The organism is Bradyrhizobium sp. 197, assembly GCF_023073375.1.
Lineage (GTDB): Bacteria > Pseudomonadota > Alphaproteobacteria > Rhizobiales > Xanthobacteraceae > Bradyrhizobium.
Genome location: NZ_JADPJJ010000087.1, coordinates 40,238 through 55,357, shown reverse-complemented (window position 1 = coordinate 55,357; position 15,120 = coordinate 40,238). Strand labels below are relative to the sequence as shown.

Genomic DNA, 15,120 nt, shown 5'->3' with positions numbered 1-15,120 from the left:
ATCTTCGCCCATTGGGCGTCAGTCAAAACGAATCGGTCCATCCCAAGCTTGAATCACAACCAAGCCCCGATGAGAATCCTGAATCCCAACAGACCCTAGTGAATGAGTGCGTGCGTCTTACGAACCGCCCGTCGATCAGAATTGAACCTTGTTTTCACCCGTCACACTTCGCGAATCGTCCTACAAAGGCAAATGCGGAGCTTGTTGAAGTTACCGATTTCAGCCTGGCGCCGCTTCCACGTTTCCATCAGCTGCTCGACAGTATCTCACTATTATTTGGCGGCGGAATCCAACGTAAATCCGGGCGGGCCACGCCGGTAATGACTTCCAGCTTCGAAAACGCCTAGGACGGTTCAAGGTACTTCTGCCAGGGAAACGCGTACGGCTTCAGGATGCTCGTCCAGCAGGGCTGGTGTCTGGAGCTTGACTAAGGTGGGGCCTTTTCAATTGACCTTGTAAGAGGCCTGAAAGAACGTACCCCAGCGCTCCATGCTGAACTTTGAAAACTGAGTCGCAGTGGTTCCCCGATAACAGCCTGTGCACGTCGTTTCGCTGTCCTTTTCGCTCCACATTGCCCAATAGCGCCCGCCGACGCCGATGCTGAGATTATCGGTAATGAAGTAGGACAACACGCCTTCAACCTGTACACCCCCGCCTCCGTTGCCGCGTTGATCAACGAAGGTCGTCCCCGGGCGCAAGAGATGGTGGTCGCGACCAGCGAAATCGGTCCAAGGCAGGTAAGCGACATCCGTGCTTAAACGCCAACGCTCGGTAAGCATGGTTTCGGCGCTCAGGCCGACGCGAGGTGCATTCCACTGCGTATCCTGGCTGCCAATGATTTGATCAGCCGACGCCGGGCATAGTGTCATGGGGTTGGCAATCTGCATGCATCCCATCGTGTCGGAGTTCTGAGCGTAATAGGCCCAGCCGATAAATCCGCCTAGCTTGTAGTTGGCGCCGCGCAAAAAATCGTAACCCGCGTCGACCGTATAATAGGTGAACCTTCCGTTTGCCTGGCCCGATATCGTGTTGCTATAAGAGACCCTGCTCGGGAGGCTCCAATCTTCATCGTTCATCTTTCCTTTATCGAAGCGCCCGATGCCGACGTTGCTCTTCAGGAACACTCCCCACGGGCTGTCAAGACGGCCAAATAATTCCCCGGAAAGTCCGTCGAGGCCATGGTAGGTGAGCCTTGATACAAGAATGTTAGGATCTCCAGTAGCGATCCCATGGGGAACAGCGCTGGCGTCCCATTGGAATCGTCCCCGGCTGAGCCAGAGCCGCGATCCGCCTTCGAACGACCAACCGGCCGTGTAAGCAATCGGCGGCGCGCCGGCAGGTGCTTTCGCATACAGCGGCGCATCGGCCCATTGCGCCGCCCATGGGGCGGCGCCAAAATGGTAGTTCAACCCGATCTTTCCGATGTGATAGCTGCTGGACAGGCTCGTTGTGTTCGCCGGAAGAATTGCGAACGGCGGAAGCTGCACCGTCGGAGGCGTTGCGACGCTTGGCCCACCGAAATGCAGATAGTCATACTCTACGTTGACCGACCATGCAGGCGTAAGCGCTTGTTCGACGCCCAGCCCGATGACGCCACCGACCTGACCATAGTCGAAATGAGTTTTCTTCTGTAGCCCGAGGTCATTGAATTCGTAGTTATTGAGGACGTTGCCCTGATTGTATTGCCAAGCCACGCCTCCCTTGAGATAGGCCAGCGTATGGCCGAGAGCGTCCAACACGTAACCGACGCGACCGGTCCCGGTGGTAAAGAGGTTTGGACCAGCCGTGCAGTTTGCGCTCACAACAAAGCCGGAGGCGGCCAGACAAGTATTTGTGCCATCGGAGACAGCGCCGCTGGCATCTAGTTCGACGCCAAAGACCCAGCCGTTCTTCTGCCAATTGTAGCCGATCTGGCCTCCTGCGAGGAACACTGGGGTATCGACGACGCCGCCATAGATTGACGGACCGTAGGGATTACCGAAGGAGGTTCGGCCGTACCCACCGCCGACGTGCCCGCCAATATAGCCTCCGGACCAGCTCCACACTGCTGGTGGCAGTTTCACTTCTGGCTCAAGGTCCGCCGCATTGGCTGCACCGGTTGCGATGAGCGCAATTGTTGTGGCTCCCGAAAGAAAAACTCCAGATCGCACCAATACTTCCTTCCCTGCATTTTCTCGGTCGACAACCGAGCGCCCTTAAGTTATCGCCGCAGCAAAACGTCGGGGCGGACCAGACGCTAACGGCGATGCGCCGAGCCCGTCCCGAAGACCATCGCACTGCGTGGTGATGATGATGACTGAGTAAAGCAAACCTCGTGCCGAAGAGAGTTCGAAGCTCTGCAGGCACTCCGTGAGGTGTGTAGCGTCAAGTTGATGACATTTGTCTCAAGACTGACAGTCTGCGCTGCTATCGTCCGACAGGGCGTCGCGCTTCGAACAGTTGTCCCATCGCCCCTCAATACGCCGGTGTAGGGCATGCAACTCCGCATCGTTCGGCGCGGTGATCGAGGAAGCGCCGCTTGGTGTCGTCGGTCCCCGGGGCGATCGCCGCTGCAACCGCGGCCGGCAAGAGAGCTAAAGAACGGCGGCATCAGTTGCGTGATGCTCTCCGCCGACACCATCCAACCGCGCGCCGACTGGTGCTGATCGCCAGCGACGATCTCATTGCCGCCCCCTCAATCGCAATGGCCTCAAGACCGGCAACGGCAATCGCGTACCCCGAGCGCGTCACATCAATGCGCTCGAACTACCATATCCCGGTGTTTAAGCCTGCCGATGGCGGAGTAGTGTGGTCGCCGCCGGGCCGTATCGCCGCTGGTCTGCTTCACCGGGATCGAGATTGGACCCGTGGCGCCAGCAACGCGCCTGTCGCGATCCGCCCAGTTCCTCGACCTGGTCGAACACCATCTTGATCCTGGACGCGCCGATCCGGGTCTTTCTCATAACGGTCGCCGGGCTTCATGAAGCCGACGGGCGCTGCCATAACCAACTCGTCCCGGAGCGCCTTCTCACAGCGTGCCGAGAGCGAGCGCTGGCGCAACAGATCCGGTTCGTACTCGTTGAGGCTGCCCCTTACCCCGAGCAGCAGGCGGTCGTTGCCATGCCTCAGCGCTTAGATGGTCTCCTGATCGACCAGAACCGGTATCGGCCACGCGGCACATCTCGATGAGTTGCTGCCAATCCCGACTGTTGCGAGCGAAGCGCGAGACGTCGCGGGCGCAAACCGCACCAACCCTACCAAGGCAAACCTCCGCTACCATTCGCTCGAAGCCGGCGTGTGTAAGCCGCCGGCGGCTGAACGACCGAGATCATCATCGATCACTTCGATCTCTGAATAAGCTGGGTGATGACGGACTGAGATAGGCGGCGTATCAGGCGGATGTCGAGCCTGCCAGAAGCTCTCAAGGAGCGCCGAAAGGTCGAGAGGCCATGGTGCGGTGTGTGGAAACGGCACTGAGCAATGCACGCCGCCGCGCGCCAGTTCAACACCACGCCGAAGATGGTGGCCAAATGGGTCGAACGGCCGCACAATCTGCGCAACGTTCTGGCCGCGCTTGCATCGATGTCAGCGCGCCGCAGCTTGGCCCTCAGCAGATGCCGGCTCCAGAACACCAGCACATATATCCAGCAGCGTAGCCTTTGAAGAAGCCTCCCTCCTGATGCCCGTGTACAGGTGGGTGGCGTCGAGCTCGAGGATGATCTGCGGCGGGATCACTTGGACGGCTCCAGGAACGGCTTCAGGGGCGTCACCACTGCACGACGCTCTGTCGTTGTCAGGGCATTCCTTCCACCACCAAATTCTTGTTGCAAAAGAACGCCTCGCCGATTCGCGCCCCGATGCTCCTCAACAATGTGAAAAATGCACGCTGCGCTTAGGAGAGGCCCTGGCGGCACCCGCTGAGCTGTGCGTCATGAACGGAACGCTGCCATTGTAGTTCAGCGCTCGCTTGCGGGCAGCAGACCGATCAGCGCTTTAGCCTCCGACTTCAGAACTAGAATCGCAGCCTTCCGAGCATCTGCATCAAACCGACTCCGAATGGCGGAGACCGAGAGAGCGCCGCGCAATTGGCCATGAACGTCGATCACAGGCACAGCTGCGGCCGCGACCTCACGATCCCGCTCGCCGATCGAGACGTAGAAGCCACGATCTCTGACCTTCTTTCCATCAGTTGATGCAGAATCGCGGTAGGCGGTAAGAACACGGCCGGCAGCGCCGCGGTCAATCGGCAGTCGGTGACCCTCTTCGAGGTGATGCCGGACCGAACGCGGAGAATTGACGCGATAAAGGCAGATGCGCTCGTCGCCCTCCGCGATGTAGAAGGATGCGGTCTCTCCGGTAGCCTCGACCAGACGATGGAGCGAGGGTCTGATCAGGTCACCAAGGTCGAGCCCGCGCTGATAGAGCGCCCCAAGGCGCCATAGCTCCGGTCCGGGTCGAAATAGCCGGTTCGTACCCCGCACCAGGAAGCCATCCGCCTCCAGAGATGCGGCAAGGCGAAGGACTGTGCTCTTGTAGAGGTCAGTCGCATTCGCAATCTCCGTCAGCGTCATCGCGGCGCGCTCCGGGTCGAATGCCTTAAGGATTGCCAGTGCCCGCCCGACCGCATCAACCCCTGTTCTTACCATCGCTACCTCTGGTTCTGCTCTGCAGAACCAATAGTCAAAATGACGCCATGAGTCCACCCAAGTTAGCGCGAGCACAATCCTGCACGCCAGAATACGATTGACTCCTCGTGAGAACGCGAGCTACTCGGTTCCAGGTTTCAGAACAAGTTCTATGGAGCGAAACAATGGGGCGGCCGGGACTTGCCGTGGACTTGCACGACGTCATGATTCGCTTCGGCGACTTCACGGCAGTCAAAAGCATGAACCTCCAGGTGGCCGAGACGGAATTCGTTGCAGTGGTGGGGCCGACCGGCTGCGGAAAATCGACCATTCTCAACACTGTCACCGGACTGCTGAAGCCCGCCGCCGGCGACGTTCGCATTTTCGGCAAGTCTCTTACGGGCCTGAACGGTCAGTCCGGCTACATGCTTCAACAGGAAGGGCTGCTGCCCTGGAAGACCGCCCAGGACAATGTCGGCCTCGGGCTCGTCTTTCAGGGCAGGTCGGTCGCGAAAGCGCGCGAGCAGGCACGGCCCTGGCTCGCCAAGGTCGGATTGAAGGGATTCGAGGAGCGCTATCTGCATCAATTGTCCGGCGGCCAACGCAAGCGCGTTGCGATGGCACAAACCCTCATCATGGAGCCCAAAATCGTTCTCATGGATGAGCCGTTCTCCGCGCTGGACGTTCACACACGCCGACTCATGCACCGCATCCTGCTCGACCTCTGGCAGGCGGACCGGCGCTCGCTCATCTTCATCACCCATGATCTCGATGAGGCGATCACGCTGGCGGACCGCGTCGTTGTGATGTCTGCCGGTCCCGCCAGCCGCATGGTTGCCGACGTCAGGATCACGCTCCCTCGTCCGCGCGATGTTTCTGCGCTGCAGACCACCGACGAATTCGTCGCGCTCTATCGTGAAATTTGGTCGCTGCTCGGCGCCGAAGTGGAGAAAAGCTATGTCACGCAGGGGTAGGGTCGCTCTCACGCAGTTCGCCATCCTGCTTGGCATGATCCTGATCTGGGAATTGGGCGTCTGGGCCGGACTGATCGATCCCTTCTTCTTTCCGGCACCGTCGACACTTGTCGTAAGGATCGGGGAGTGGATGTCGACGGCGGACTTTTGGGGCGATATTGGCATAACATTGCTGGAGACGGTCCTGTCGTTCCTGGCTGGCATCGGGATCGGCACAGCGCTTGGGATCTGGCTGGGCTTAAGCCCATTTGCTGCCGAAGTCGTTCAGCCCTTTATCAAGATGTTCAACGCCATCCCGCGGATCTTGCTTGGACCCATTTTCGTCATCTGGTTCGGATTGGGCCTCACCTCCAAGGTTGCGCTCGGCGTCACGCTGGTTCTATTCGTCGCATTCTTCAATACGTTCCAGGGCGTCCGCGAGGTCAATCCGGTCGTGCTGGCGAATGCCCGCCTGCTGCGTGCATCGAAGTCGTCCCTGCTACGGCACGTCTACCTGCCGTCCGCCACGACCTGGATTTTGTCGAGCCTGCGGGTGTCCGTCGGCATGGCTGTGATGGGAGCCGTGGTCGCGGAATATCTCGGCTCGTCCGCAGGATTGGGGCACTTAATTGCGCAGGCCGAAGGCGTCCTCGATGCGACCGGAGTGTTCGCAGGAATTATCGTTCTCTCCGCCTTCGTCGTTGTCCTCGATGCCATTGTCGACTGCGCGGAAAAGCGGCTCCTGGTCTGGCGGCCGGCGCCTGCGCACGAAAGCTGATCGTACGCTCTCCCCTCAATTATGGAGGTTCGCATGCACGTTTCCATAAGATTGATGCCGGTGGTGGCGCTGGCCGCATTCTCGGTCATTTTGGCGCATGCCACCGAGCCCGAGAAAACAAAATTGAAGATCGCGGTGGGGTCACAAATCCTCAACTATATGCCTGTCGAACTTGGAGTGAAGCTTGGCTCCTTTAAGGAAGAAGGCCTTGACGTTACCGTCGAGAACTTCCAGGCCGGTGGCTCAAAGGCTCTGCAGTCCCTGATCGGCGGCTCTGTCGACGGGACTATCGGCTTTTACGATCATACCATTCAGATGCAGGTGCTGGGTAAGCAAATTTCCTGCGTGTTCCTGCTGAATGACATTCCCGGCGTCCTGCTCGGTGTCCGCAGCGACCTCGCCGACAAGGTCAGATCCGGCGCCGACCTGAAGGGGCTCAGGCTCGGGATCACGGCGCCGGGGTCATCGACGGAGAGTATGGCGCGCTACTACATCAAGAAGTCAGGATTGGGTTCACGCGATGTCAACATCATTGCCGTCGGCAGCGGCGCACCGGGCATGGTGGCGCTTGAGGCCATGAACGTCGATGCCCTGGTCTATTTCGATCCCATCGCGACGCTTCTCGCGCGCAAAAAGAACGCGACAGCGCTGTTCGATGCGCGCACGATCGAAGGCTCAAAGCAGGCCTTCGGCGGGTCCTATCCGACCGCGTGTCTCTACCTTCAGCAGACTTTCATCGACAAAAATCCCGAAACGGTCCAGCGCCTGGTCAACGCCTTGCTCAAAACTCACCGCTGGATCAACGCAACGCCGACGGAGCAGCTCGTCGATACGATTCCTCCTGGTTACAAGACTGACAATCGCGAGGTGAATATCGAAATCATGAACGCATCGAAAGCGCTCTTCTCGCCAACCGGACAGATGGACATCGAGGCGGCCAAGGTCCCGCTGGCCGTCCTAAGCGACTTTGATCCAAAAATTGCTGCCGCAAAGATCGACTTGAACAAAACCTTCACCAATCGTTTTGCGGAACGCGCCGCACAACAACTGAAATAGCTGCCAGCCGGCCAAGCCCTCACCATCGGATCACCTAAAGGAAGGCGTCTTCAGATGTCTCTGCCGCTCACCGGCATCCGCGTCCTGGACCTGTCGAACGTGTTGGCCGGTCCGTTCTGCGGTTATCATCTCGCGCGTCTTGGCGCGGAGGTCATCAAAGTCGAAAATCCGAACGGCGGCGACCTCGCGCGGCGCCTCGGCGCCGATCCGCAAAGGGCAGAGCGCTTGCAGGGCCTCTCTTTTGTCGCGGTGAACGCCGGCAAGCAATCCGTGGCGCTGGACTTGAAGTCGGAATCGGGCCGCGAGGTATTCTTGCGACTCGTCAAGGAAGCCGATGTGGTGCTCGAAAGCTTCCGGCCGAAGGTGATGGAACGGCTTAGCCTAGGCTTTAATGTGCTCAGCAGGCACAACCCGCGTCTCGTCTACTGCGCGATCTCCGGCTTTGGGCAGAGCGGGCCATGGTCCGCCCGTCCGGCCTATGACCAGATCGTTCAGGGTCTGTCTGGTGCCATGAGCGTCACTGGCGATACGGCCTCGGCTCCCCTGCGCACCGGCTTTCCAATCTCGGACACGATTGCGGGACTCACTGCTGCCTTTGCCATCGCCGCGGCTCTGGTCGAACAGCGGCATAGCGGCCGCGGTCGGTTCATTGACGTGTCCCTGCTCGAAGCCACCGTTGCAGCGATGGGATGGGTCGTCTCCAACCACCTGAACGCTGGTGTGGAACCGCAGCCCATCGGCAACGAGAACTTCACCGCGGCTCCCTCCGGCACGTTCCGCACCGCAACAGGCCCGCTGAACATTTCCGCCAACGAGCAGAAGCAGTACCAAGCCCTATGCGACCTGATTGGCCGACCGAACCTGAAGACGGATCCACGCTTTGCTGAGCGCGAGATGCGCAAGGTCCATCGCGCAGCGCTGAACACGGAGTTGAACCAGGCGTTGAGTTGCAAGCCCGCTGAAGAATGGGAGGCCCAAATGAATCTGGCTGGAGTCCCCGCAGGCTGCGTGCTGACGGTCTCCCAAATCTTGCAGCAGCCACAGCTCCTAGAGCGCGGATTCGTCGAGACTTTGGCCCCAGAACAAGATGGTGCGCAGCCGTTACGAATCATGCGGCCGGGCTTCCGGCTGGATGAGGAGTTTTCGGTGCCTTCACCACCTGCGACGCTCGGAGCAGACACCGAGCGATGGCTGCAGCGGCTCGGCTATTCGTATGCGGAGGTCGAGCAGCTGGTCTCAACCCGGGCCGTCGGGACGCCAAAGCAACGGGCGGCTGATTTCCTGCCCGTCCGCGTAGCCGCGGACGGACCAATATCATGATATTCGACGGCTTGCGGCGATCGGCAATGGCAGGGTTGAAGGGGCGGAACCGCAAATGAGCGAAGAAGAATTGCGGCAGCAAGCGGCCCGTTGGTGGCGAACCTCCATCTGCGACATCGCGCCCGGTCGCATCGCCTATCGGGGTTATCCAATCGAAGATTTGATCGGCCGGATTTCCTTTCCCGCCATGATCTGGCTGATGTTGCGCGGCGATCTGCCGACGCCAGCGCAGGAGCGGCTGCTGCAAGCTGCGCTGGTCGCGTCCGTTGACCACGGTCCGCACGCGCCCTCCATCGCAATTGCGCAGATGGCGGTGAGCTGTGGGCTGCCCCTGAATGGTGCGATGGCGTCCGCCATCAATACACTCGATGAGGTGCACGGCGGAGCAGGGGAGCAGGCGGTCGAACTCTACGAAGATGTGCTGCGGAGGCGCGATGGCCTAGAGATCGGCGAGGCCGCGGCCGCCGCAATTGACCATTTCACTGCAAGGTGCGGCAAATATCTGCCCGGCTTCGGCCACCGGTTTCATTCGGTCGACCCCCGCGCCGCACCGCTATTGGCGCTGGTGGATGACGCAAGTGCTGAGGGCAGTGTCAGCGGCGACTATGCCAAGGCCGCCCGCGCGATCGAGCGGGTGATGCAGCAGCGCAAGGGCAAACTCATCCCAATGAACATTGATGGCGCGACCGCGGTCATTTACGGCGAGCTCGGATTCGCGCCACCGCTGGCGCGCGGCGTCTTCTGCCTGTCGCGAGCGGTCGGAATCCTGGCCCACGCCTGGGAACAGACCAGGCGCAAGGATCGTAACAAGGGACCGATGCCCAAGCAGTTTGGCTACAAATATGAGGGACAGCCGCGCCGCACGCTGGGAGGCCCGTCATGATGTATCTCGACAAGCCGCCTCAGCTGGCTGAGACCCGCGTGTTCTCGTCGATGCCGCGGAATTTCGTCGCCGTGGTGTTTCCTCGAAATGGGCCGGATGCCAACCGCGGAGGCCATCGGTGGATTGTTTCATCGAGGGGCCGTCGTTCGACAAGTCCGGGGATCTCTACGTCGTCGATATCCCCTTCGGCCGCATTTTCCGGATTTCGCGCGACGGGATCTGGTCTCTGATAATCGAATATGACGGCTGGCCGATTGGTCTGAAGATCGCACCTGATGGCCGGGGGCTGGTGGCCGACTACATGAACGGCCTCATGGAGCTCGATCCGCAGCGGGATACTATCAGCCCGCTTCTGGGGCAACCGCAATTGCGAGTCCTTCAGAGGCTGCAACGACCTGCATACCGCGACTAACGGCGACATCTATTTCACCGATCAGGGGCGAACTGGAGTGCACGATCCGACCGGCTGGGTGTCCGACTGTGTCCTGCCGGCCGGCTCGATTGCCTGATTTCGAACTGGCCAAGCCCGAGCGGGCTGGTGCTCAGCGCCGACGAGGCCGTGTTGTTCGTTGCAATGACGCGCGACAACAGCAGCAGGCGCGTGCCGCTGATGCGTGACGGCGGGGCTGCGAAGGTGGGACGGTTCAGCTTGTCCTTCGGGACCAGCGGTCCTGACGGGCTGACGATGGATCAAAACGGGCGGCTCTTTGTCGCGCTCGCCTCCCTCGGCCACGTCTTCGTCATGGCGCCGAACGGCGAAACGATCGCCCGCATCAAGTCCTGCGCTGGGGCGACCTGCACGAACCTCGTATTGGAGGCGGCAAACGGCACATTGCTCATTACAGAATCCTCTACCGAATCAGTGTTGATGGCTGATTTCGTCACCTTCCTTGAACGTTCGCCAGCAGGAGCGACAGCGTGGTACCGAATCCCTTTACGCGACGGTCCACCGAATCAAGTTGCAGGAAGAAGCCCCATAGATGATTGGCTTGCCAGTTGCCGAGGCATTGGACTTGGCGACGAATGGATCGCATTTGTGTGCGGTGATCCCAAACTGGCGGCATTGTGTGGGAAGCACGAAAGAACGACTCGGCTATCGTTTGTAAGGCTGGGTCGGGCTTCGCCCGCAACGGGCCGCCGCCGACCTGGCTCCGCGCCTTCTAGCCGGGCAGGTTTCCGCTCGCGGTCCACGAGCCTTGAGAAGACCATCGTATCGCTCCGCACCATGAAGAACGATTTGATGGTTGATACCCGCCAAAAAAGTCGAAGAGGTAACCCGCTCGCAGTGGGAGTAAGCACCGCATCAGCGCCGAGGTTCTCGATTGTCCTCGGCCGCGACGCACGCGTTGGAGCGTTCGTTTTGAGAGCAACAAGCAGCAGGATTTTCTGCCTTGAAAGTCTTTAGTGACAGGACCAGGAGCGCTTTTAAGTGTGGAGCAGAGGTCGCAGTACTGTCATAGCCTCTTGCGCGCGCGCAATCCTCCAACCCGATATCCCCTCTCCTCGTAGAAACGGCGTACCCGTTCTAAGGCCGGATAGCCATCAGGGGGCAACGCAACCTCAATCATCTGCCAGCCTCGGCGCTTCGCCTCCGAACGTACCGCCTCGAGATGCCCACCGCGGTCAGAGCTTCGGAAGTCCCGAGAAATCCATAGCTCCTGAAGCACGCCGTACGCTCCAGCTGCTCTCACGGCCAGTACGGCGGAGATGGCAGCGATCCCTACAATCTGCCCGGTGGCTTGTTCCTCGATGACAAAAATGAAGCCCTCTTCGGGATCCTGAATCAGGCGCAAAGCAGTCTGCTTTGCGCCTTCAAGGCTGAACTCTGGTCCGAGACCACCTAATTCAGAAAGTAGCTTTCCGACGGCTTCTACGATCGCGTTCTCATCTCCTGGCACGCCTTTGCGCAAAGCCGTGCCCCCGTGGGGCAAGCCTTGCGCTTCAGCGCCAACACGAACACCCGTCACGTTAGTCCCTCCAGTCCCTCTTGAGGATATCCATGTTCAGAAGGATACAGAGAACGCAACTGAGAGAAACTATCAAGCTCGATAGGGAATAGGACGTCCGCACTCGCTATAACCAACAGAGGTGAGGTAAGTGCAAGCTGTTGCCGTTCTCAGAATCGACCGCGGCTTGACCCGCTGCGAACTCAGTTGGATCTCCTTCGACTAGATAGGGAATCCACGAGACGGCACATTCGCGCGTGGGCAGGCCGGCCATGCCGATCAAACATTTCGTAGGAGTGATTGCTGATCATCACTCACGAGAGTCGATTCAGTACATCTTGCAGCATGATCATCGCCGTGGCATAGGGCGCATCAGCTCGGTGCGTCCGAAGGTGAGATTCCCCACACTCGTGTGCGTCACTCGTACAAAGTTGCGCGAGCCGGGACAGGTATCATACGCGTGCGCCCGACAAAATCGTCTGAACAACATCGCGAAAAGATTTTGCACGCTAATGCACTATCTTAAGCTTACCTCGAAGAATCGAAAGATAATGGCAAGCACTGCTTGTTTGGACCTTCGCTCCTCGTTTAAGGGACCTTCACGGAAGGGGAGTGGTTGCGATGGAGCATGGGCAGGCCGAACTGGTCGGAGGGAAACCTGTAATCTTCGGCCAGCGTAAGGTGCGGCCGCGAGCGTGCGTGGCCGTGGGCAAGCGGCATCTGCGCGCCTTTCTACGCGATGTGCTAGAGGATATGGGGTTTGTGATCAGCGAATGCGGGACTGCTGACGAGCTGCCGCGCGTACTCTGTACGGACTTCCCTGATCTGATCCTGCTCGGCATTGGCTCGGATCGCATCGAGCCTGGACGATTGCTCGAGATACTCGTACGCGAAGAATTTGCAGGCAGAGTGCTGGCGTTCGGCGCCCGCGAGTCGATCGTCATGACGGCAGTGCAGCAGGTCGGGGGCGAATATGGACTTGATATGCTGCCGCCGCTGAGGACGCCGTTTGCAGCCGAGACGCTGCGCGATCGGGTCGCCATGCTCTTGCCCAGAGAGCCGGCGCCCCGTCCCGCAGTCCATGTCGGAGAAGCCTTACACGCTGGCTGGCTTGAGCTCTGGTATGAGCCGAACTTTGACCCGTGTACCCTCAGCCGCCGCGGCGCCGAGGCGCTTGTGCGAATGCGGCATCCGACCTGGGGCGTTGTTCCACCAGCGTATTTCATCCCGGAGGCTCACGATCCGCATTTTAGGGACTTGTCGCAGTTCGTGATCGACCGCGCGATCAAGGATTGGAAGTATCTTCTGGAGCAGCAAACTTCGACCGATCTCTCCATCAATCTCCCGGCAGCATTCCTGATTGACCCGCAGGCGGTACGCGATCTCTGTCAGCGCATGCCGTCGCACCCCGCTTTCGGCGGCTTGACGATCGAAATCGAGAGCGAGGAAGCGATCCAGAACCTAGATCTCCTGATCGAGGTCGCGCGTGAGGTTCGCTTTCACAACATTGGCCTTGCAATCGACAATATCGGCGCCAATTGGCCGCAGCTGATGGGGCTCGAAAAATTCCCGTTCATGAAATTAAAAGTGGACCGGCAGTACGTCGCCGGTTGCGGAAATGGGCCCCTGAAGCGAACGGTGTGCCGCCATATCGTCGATCTAGCCAAAGAGTACAGTGTGCGCACCGTCGCCGCAGGCGTGGAGAGCCACGCCGACCTGATCGCTGTGACCGAACTCGGCTTCAACCTTGCGCAGGGCCATCTGTTCGGAAAGGCCATGCCGCTGAAGCAATTTGCACAGTCATCTTTCAGCCCTGTTCCACTTCGTCCAAAATAGTTGCATGAGGAGTGACTGAGCACAGCCAGGCAAAGCGTACCAGCGCTGGCCCGCGCGGCCATGCCTACTCGGCACCAGGCATGCGGTTGACAGCAATTAAATCGGCCACTTTGCAAACCCAGTATCGCTTCTCCCGGCCGAGCTTCATTTCCCTCCGAAGCGATGCCGAAGGTTATTGTAGCAAGCCTCCAGCGAGTCAATCCGCGGAGTTAACGTTGCAGGCGTGAGCGCGGCTTGGACAAAATCTCCGGTCAGGGCGTGTGACCGGAGGTTTGCCGACATCCGGCGTAGACGTGCGTCGGCTCGCGGCTTCTACTCGCGCCGCCGGTTTCGGGAATCGTCGAGCGTCGCTTGGCCCCGCGTTGCCATGCCAGACAAACCGACGGAAGCTCGCAGCAGTCGAGTCGCGACTGGCTATCGGAGTAGGGGCCCGAGGGCTCGCACGGCTTGATATTGAAGCGGCCCATGCTGTCGCAGATGCAACATGGTCTCAGACCCCGCACAGCACCATTGGGCAAGTTGCCCATCATTGAGCGCGCCTGTCCTTGGCACGGCATTTGAAAGGGATCGCCAATGGCATCGCTCGCCTAAGGAGTCGGAAGGCATGGCTTACAAGATCGTCGCTTCGCAATGTACCGTTTGTGGGGCATGTGAGTTCGAGTGTCCCAACGCGGCGATCAGCCTCAAGCGCGACATTTACGTTATCGATGCAAAAAAGTGTACGGAGTGCGAGGGCCATTCCGACACGCCGCAATGCGCTGTGGTCTGTCCGGTGTCTGACACCTGTGTCCCGTCTAAGACAACATAAGCAGCCCGCGTCCAGAAGGCTTCACCGCTCGATTTCGCGCACGAAGGAGTAGATGTCAAGCTTGTGGAGGCCGCCTTCCGCGTGCGGCGCATCGAGGTCGATCAACATCGTTATGAGCTTAAGGCGCTGATCGACTCCGAGAAACCCTCGAAGGGCTCTGTCAGAGGAGACCGTCAAATTTGTCTCGAATAATGACAAGGCCGCCTCGATGCTCCAGGTCGTCGCGTTGAGGCTTATCGTCGTTGGCTGACGAGCCGAGGCGAGGTGGACGGGCGTCGAATATCCCAAGATCAGCTTGCAGGATATCTAAAGCTACGTCGCTTCGAAGCCGAAGAGACGGTCTCCACGCGCGACGAGATCGGTCCGGAGATCCTGAAGACGTACGAGAAGCTGGGCATCCGCTTGCCCACGGTCACGATGCACGAGTGCATGGAGCTAGGGTCGTAACAGGATCAACACCCGCTTGGCGTACTCGGATGAGCCAACGCGAGCAGACGGACGCATTCACAAGCGGAGGCTCCACAGATCTAGGCGTTTTTACCAGGCCGGGAGTAAGACCGTTGTGCCCTAGCTGGTACAGCTCGCAATCGCTTGGGCAATATCGCGGCGACACTTAGTAGGTTGACGGATCGATCCTCGTGCGCCTAATGCCAGCCGTCGTGGTCTTCGGATTCGTTTGATCCGGAGCTAAGAGGGAAGCCGGTGCAATGCCGGCGCTGCCCCCGCAACTGTAAGCGGCGAGCCGCTGTCCAACGAAGTCACTGAAGCCATGCGGCTTCGGGAAGGCCGGACAGCAGCGACGACCCGCGAGCCAGGAGACCTGCCTCGACAATATATCGTCCACGGGCGGGGTGTCCCGGTGTGCGCCAAGCAGCTGTCGCTCACGCGATATTCGCTGCATGCGTCCGCCATGGCCTTTGCCCCAATCATGGGGTC

13 protein-coding genes, 1 pseudogene and 1 riboswitch are annotated in these 15,120 nt (G+C 59.6%); of the genes and pseudogenes, 9 read left to right on the top strand and 5 right to left on the bottom strand.

Going from position 1 to position 15,120, the window contains the following annotated elements; genetic code table 11:
• The coding region (locus IVB27_RS20290) for a hypothetical protein (protein ID WP_247445050.1) at window positions 1-347 on the top strand (347 nt) is incomplete at its 5' end.
• A 96-nt stretch (window positions 348-443) separates the two neighbouring features.
• On the opposite strand, the gene IVB27_RS20285 is transcribed toward IVB27_RS20290, so the two are convergent.
• From IVB27_RS20285 to IVB27_RS20275, 3 genes are all read right to left on the bottom strand, one after another.
• Complete coding sequence (locus IVB27_RS20285; protein ID WP_247347479.1) at window positions 444-2,150, bottom strand: outer membrane beta-barrel protein; 1,707 nt, start codon at window positions 2,148-2,150, stop codon at window positions 444-446.
• Between the two features lie 612 nt (window positions 2,151-2,762).
• Window positions 2,763-2,942, bottom strand: coding sequence for a hypothetical protein (locus IVB27_RS20280; RefSeq protein ID WP_247445049.1), 180 nt, complete (start codon window positions 2,940-2,942; stop codon window positions 2,763-2,765).
• 993 nt (window positions 2,943-3,935) lie between these two features.
• Window positions 3,936-4,625, bottom strand: coding sequence for an IclR family transcriptional regulator (locus tag IVB27_RS20275; protein WP_249804631.1), 690 nt, complete (start codon window positions 4,623-4,625; stop codon window positions 3,936-3,938).
• 164 nt (window positions 4,626-4,789) lie between these two features.
• Between IVB27_RS20275 and IVB27_RS20270 the strand changes: the two genes are divergently transcribed.
• The 6 genes and pseudogenes from IVB27_RS20270 to IVB27_RS20245 form a co-directional block, all read left to right on the top strand.
• Window positions 4,790-5,578: an ABC transporter ATP-binding protein gene (locus IVB27_RS20270; RefSeq protein WP_247299133.1), complete on the top strand. Its 789-nt coding sequence runs from the start codon at window positions 4,790-4,792 to the stop codon at window positions 5,576-5,578.
• A complete protein-coding gene (locus tag IVB27_RS20265) occupies window positions 5,562-6,335 on the top strand; it encodes an ABC transporter permease (protein WP_247283999.1) in 774 nt (257 codons plus the stop codon). Before IVB27_RS20270 ends, IVB27_RS20265 begins: the two co-directional genes overlap by 17 nt.
• Window positions 6,336-6,368: 33 nt before the next feature.
• Window positions 6,369-7,391, top strand: coding sequence for an ABC transporter substrate-binding protein (locus IVB27_RS20260; protein WP_247406405.1), 1,023 nt, complete (start codon window positions 6,369-6,371; stop codon window positions 7,389-7,391).
• Between the two features lie 54 nt (window positions 7,392-7,445).
• Window positions 7,446-8,711 (top strand): CaiB/BaiF CoA transferase family protein, encoded by a 1,266-nt coding sequence (locus IVB27_RS20255; protein ID WP_018454575.1) that lies wholly within the window; start codon window positions 7,446-7,448, stop codon window positions 8,709-8,711.
• 55 nt (window positions 8,712-8,766) lie between these two features.
• The gene (locus tag IVB27_RS20250) at window positions 8,767-9,594 is read left to right on the top strand and encodes a citryl-CoA lyase (RefSeq protein WP_018454574.1); all 828 of its coding nucleotides are present in this window, start codon (window positions 8,767-8,769) and stop codon (window positions 9,592-9,594) included.
• A pseudogene (locus IVB27_RS20245) lies at window positions 9,591-10,471 on the top strand (SMP-30/gluconolactonase/LRE family protein); the annotation flags it as partial. The gene IVB27_RS20250 and the pseudogene IVB27_RS20245, both read left to right, overlap by 4 nt.
• Window positions 10,472-11,048: 577 nt before the next feature.
• On the opposite strand, the gene IVB27_RS20240 reads toward IVB27_RS20245, so the two are convergent.
• Window positions 11,049-11,561, bottom strand: a complete 513-nt coding sequence (locus IVB27_RS20240; RefSeq protein WP_247445048.1) for a GNAT family N-acetyltransferase — start codon at window positions 11,559-11,561, stop codon at window positions 11,049-11,051.
• A gap of 600 nt (window positions 11,562-12,161) precedes the next feature.
• On the opposite strand from IVB27_RS20240, the gene IVB27_RS20235 reads away from it, so the two are divergent.
• A complete protein-coding gene (locus tag IVB27_RS20235; RefSeq protein ID WP_247406410.1) occupies window positions 12,162-13,376 on the top strand; it encodes an EAL domain-containing response regulator in 1,215 nt (404 codons plus the stop codon).
• Window positions 13,377-13,980: 604 nt separating this feature from the next.
• Window positions 13,981-14,184, top strand: a complete 204-nt coding sequence (locus IVB27_RS20230; protein ID WP_247445047.1) for a 4Fe-4S binding protein — start codon at window positions 13,981-13,983, stop codon at window positions 14,182-14,184.
• Window positions 14,185-14,205: 21 nt separating this feature from the next.
• Here IVB27_RS20230 and IVB27_RS20225 read toward each other — a convergent pair whose 3' ends face one another.
• Window positions 14,206-14,472, bottom strand: coding sequence for a hypothetical protein (locus tag IVB27_RS20225; RefSeq protein ID WP_247347493.1), 267 nt, complete (start codon window positions 14,470-14,472; stop codon window positions 14,206-14,208).
• Between the two features lie 355 nt (window positions 14,473-14,827).
• Window positions 14,828-15,026, top strand: a riboswitch (cobalamin riboswitch).
• Window positions 15,027-15,120 lie beyond the last annotated feature (94 nt).

Excerpts from the sequence above, each read along its gene's own strand:
- IVB27_RS20280 (WP_247445049.1), bottom strand. The coding sequence starts at position 2,942 with ATGAGAAAGACCCGGATCGGCGCGTCCAGGATCAAGATGGTGTTCGAC.
- IVB27_RS20275 (WP_249804631.1), bottom strand. The coding sequence starts at position 4,625 with ATGGTAAGAACAGGGGTTGATGCGGTCGGGCGGGCACTGGCAATCCTT.
- IVB27_RS20270 (WP_247299133.1), top strand. The coding sequence starts at position 4,790 with ATGGGGCGGCCGGGACTTGCCGTGGACTTGCACGACGTCATGATTCGC.
- IVB27_RS20265 (WP_247283999.1), top strand. The coding sequence starts at position 5,562 with ATGTCACGCAGGGGTAGGGTCGCTCTCACGCAGTTCGCCATCCTGCTT.
- IVB27_RS20260 (WP_247406405.1), top strand. The coding sequence starts at position 6,369 with ATGCACGTTTCCATAAGATTGATGCCGGTGGTGGCGCTGGCCGCATTC.
- IVB27_RS20255 (WP_018454575.1), top strand. The coding sequence starts at position 7,446 with ATGTCTCTGCCGCTCACCGGCATCCGCGTCCTGGACCTGTCGAACGTG.
- IVB27_RS20250 (WP_018454574.1), top strand. The coding sequence starts at position 8,767 with ATGAGCGAAGAAGAATTGCGGCAGCAAGCGGCCCGTTGGTGGCGAACC.
- IVB27_RS20235 (WP_247406410.1), top strand. The coding sequence starts at position 12,162 with ATGGAGCATGGGCAGGCCGAACTGGTCGGAGGGAAACCTGTAATCTTC.
- IVB27_RS20230 (WP_247445047.1), top strand. The coding sequence starts at position 13,981 with ATGGCTTACAAGATCGTCGCTTCGCAATGTACCGTTTGTGGGGCATGT.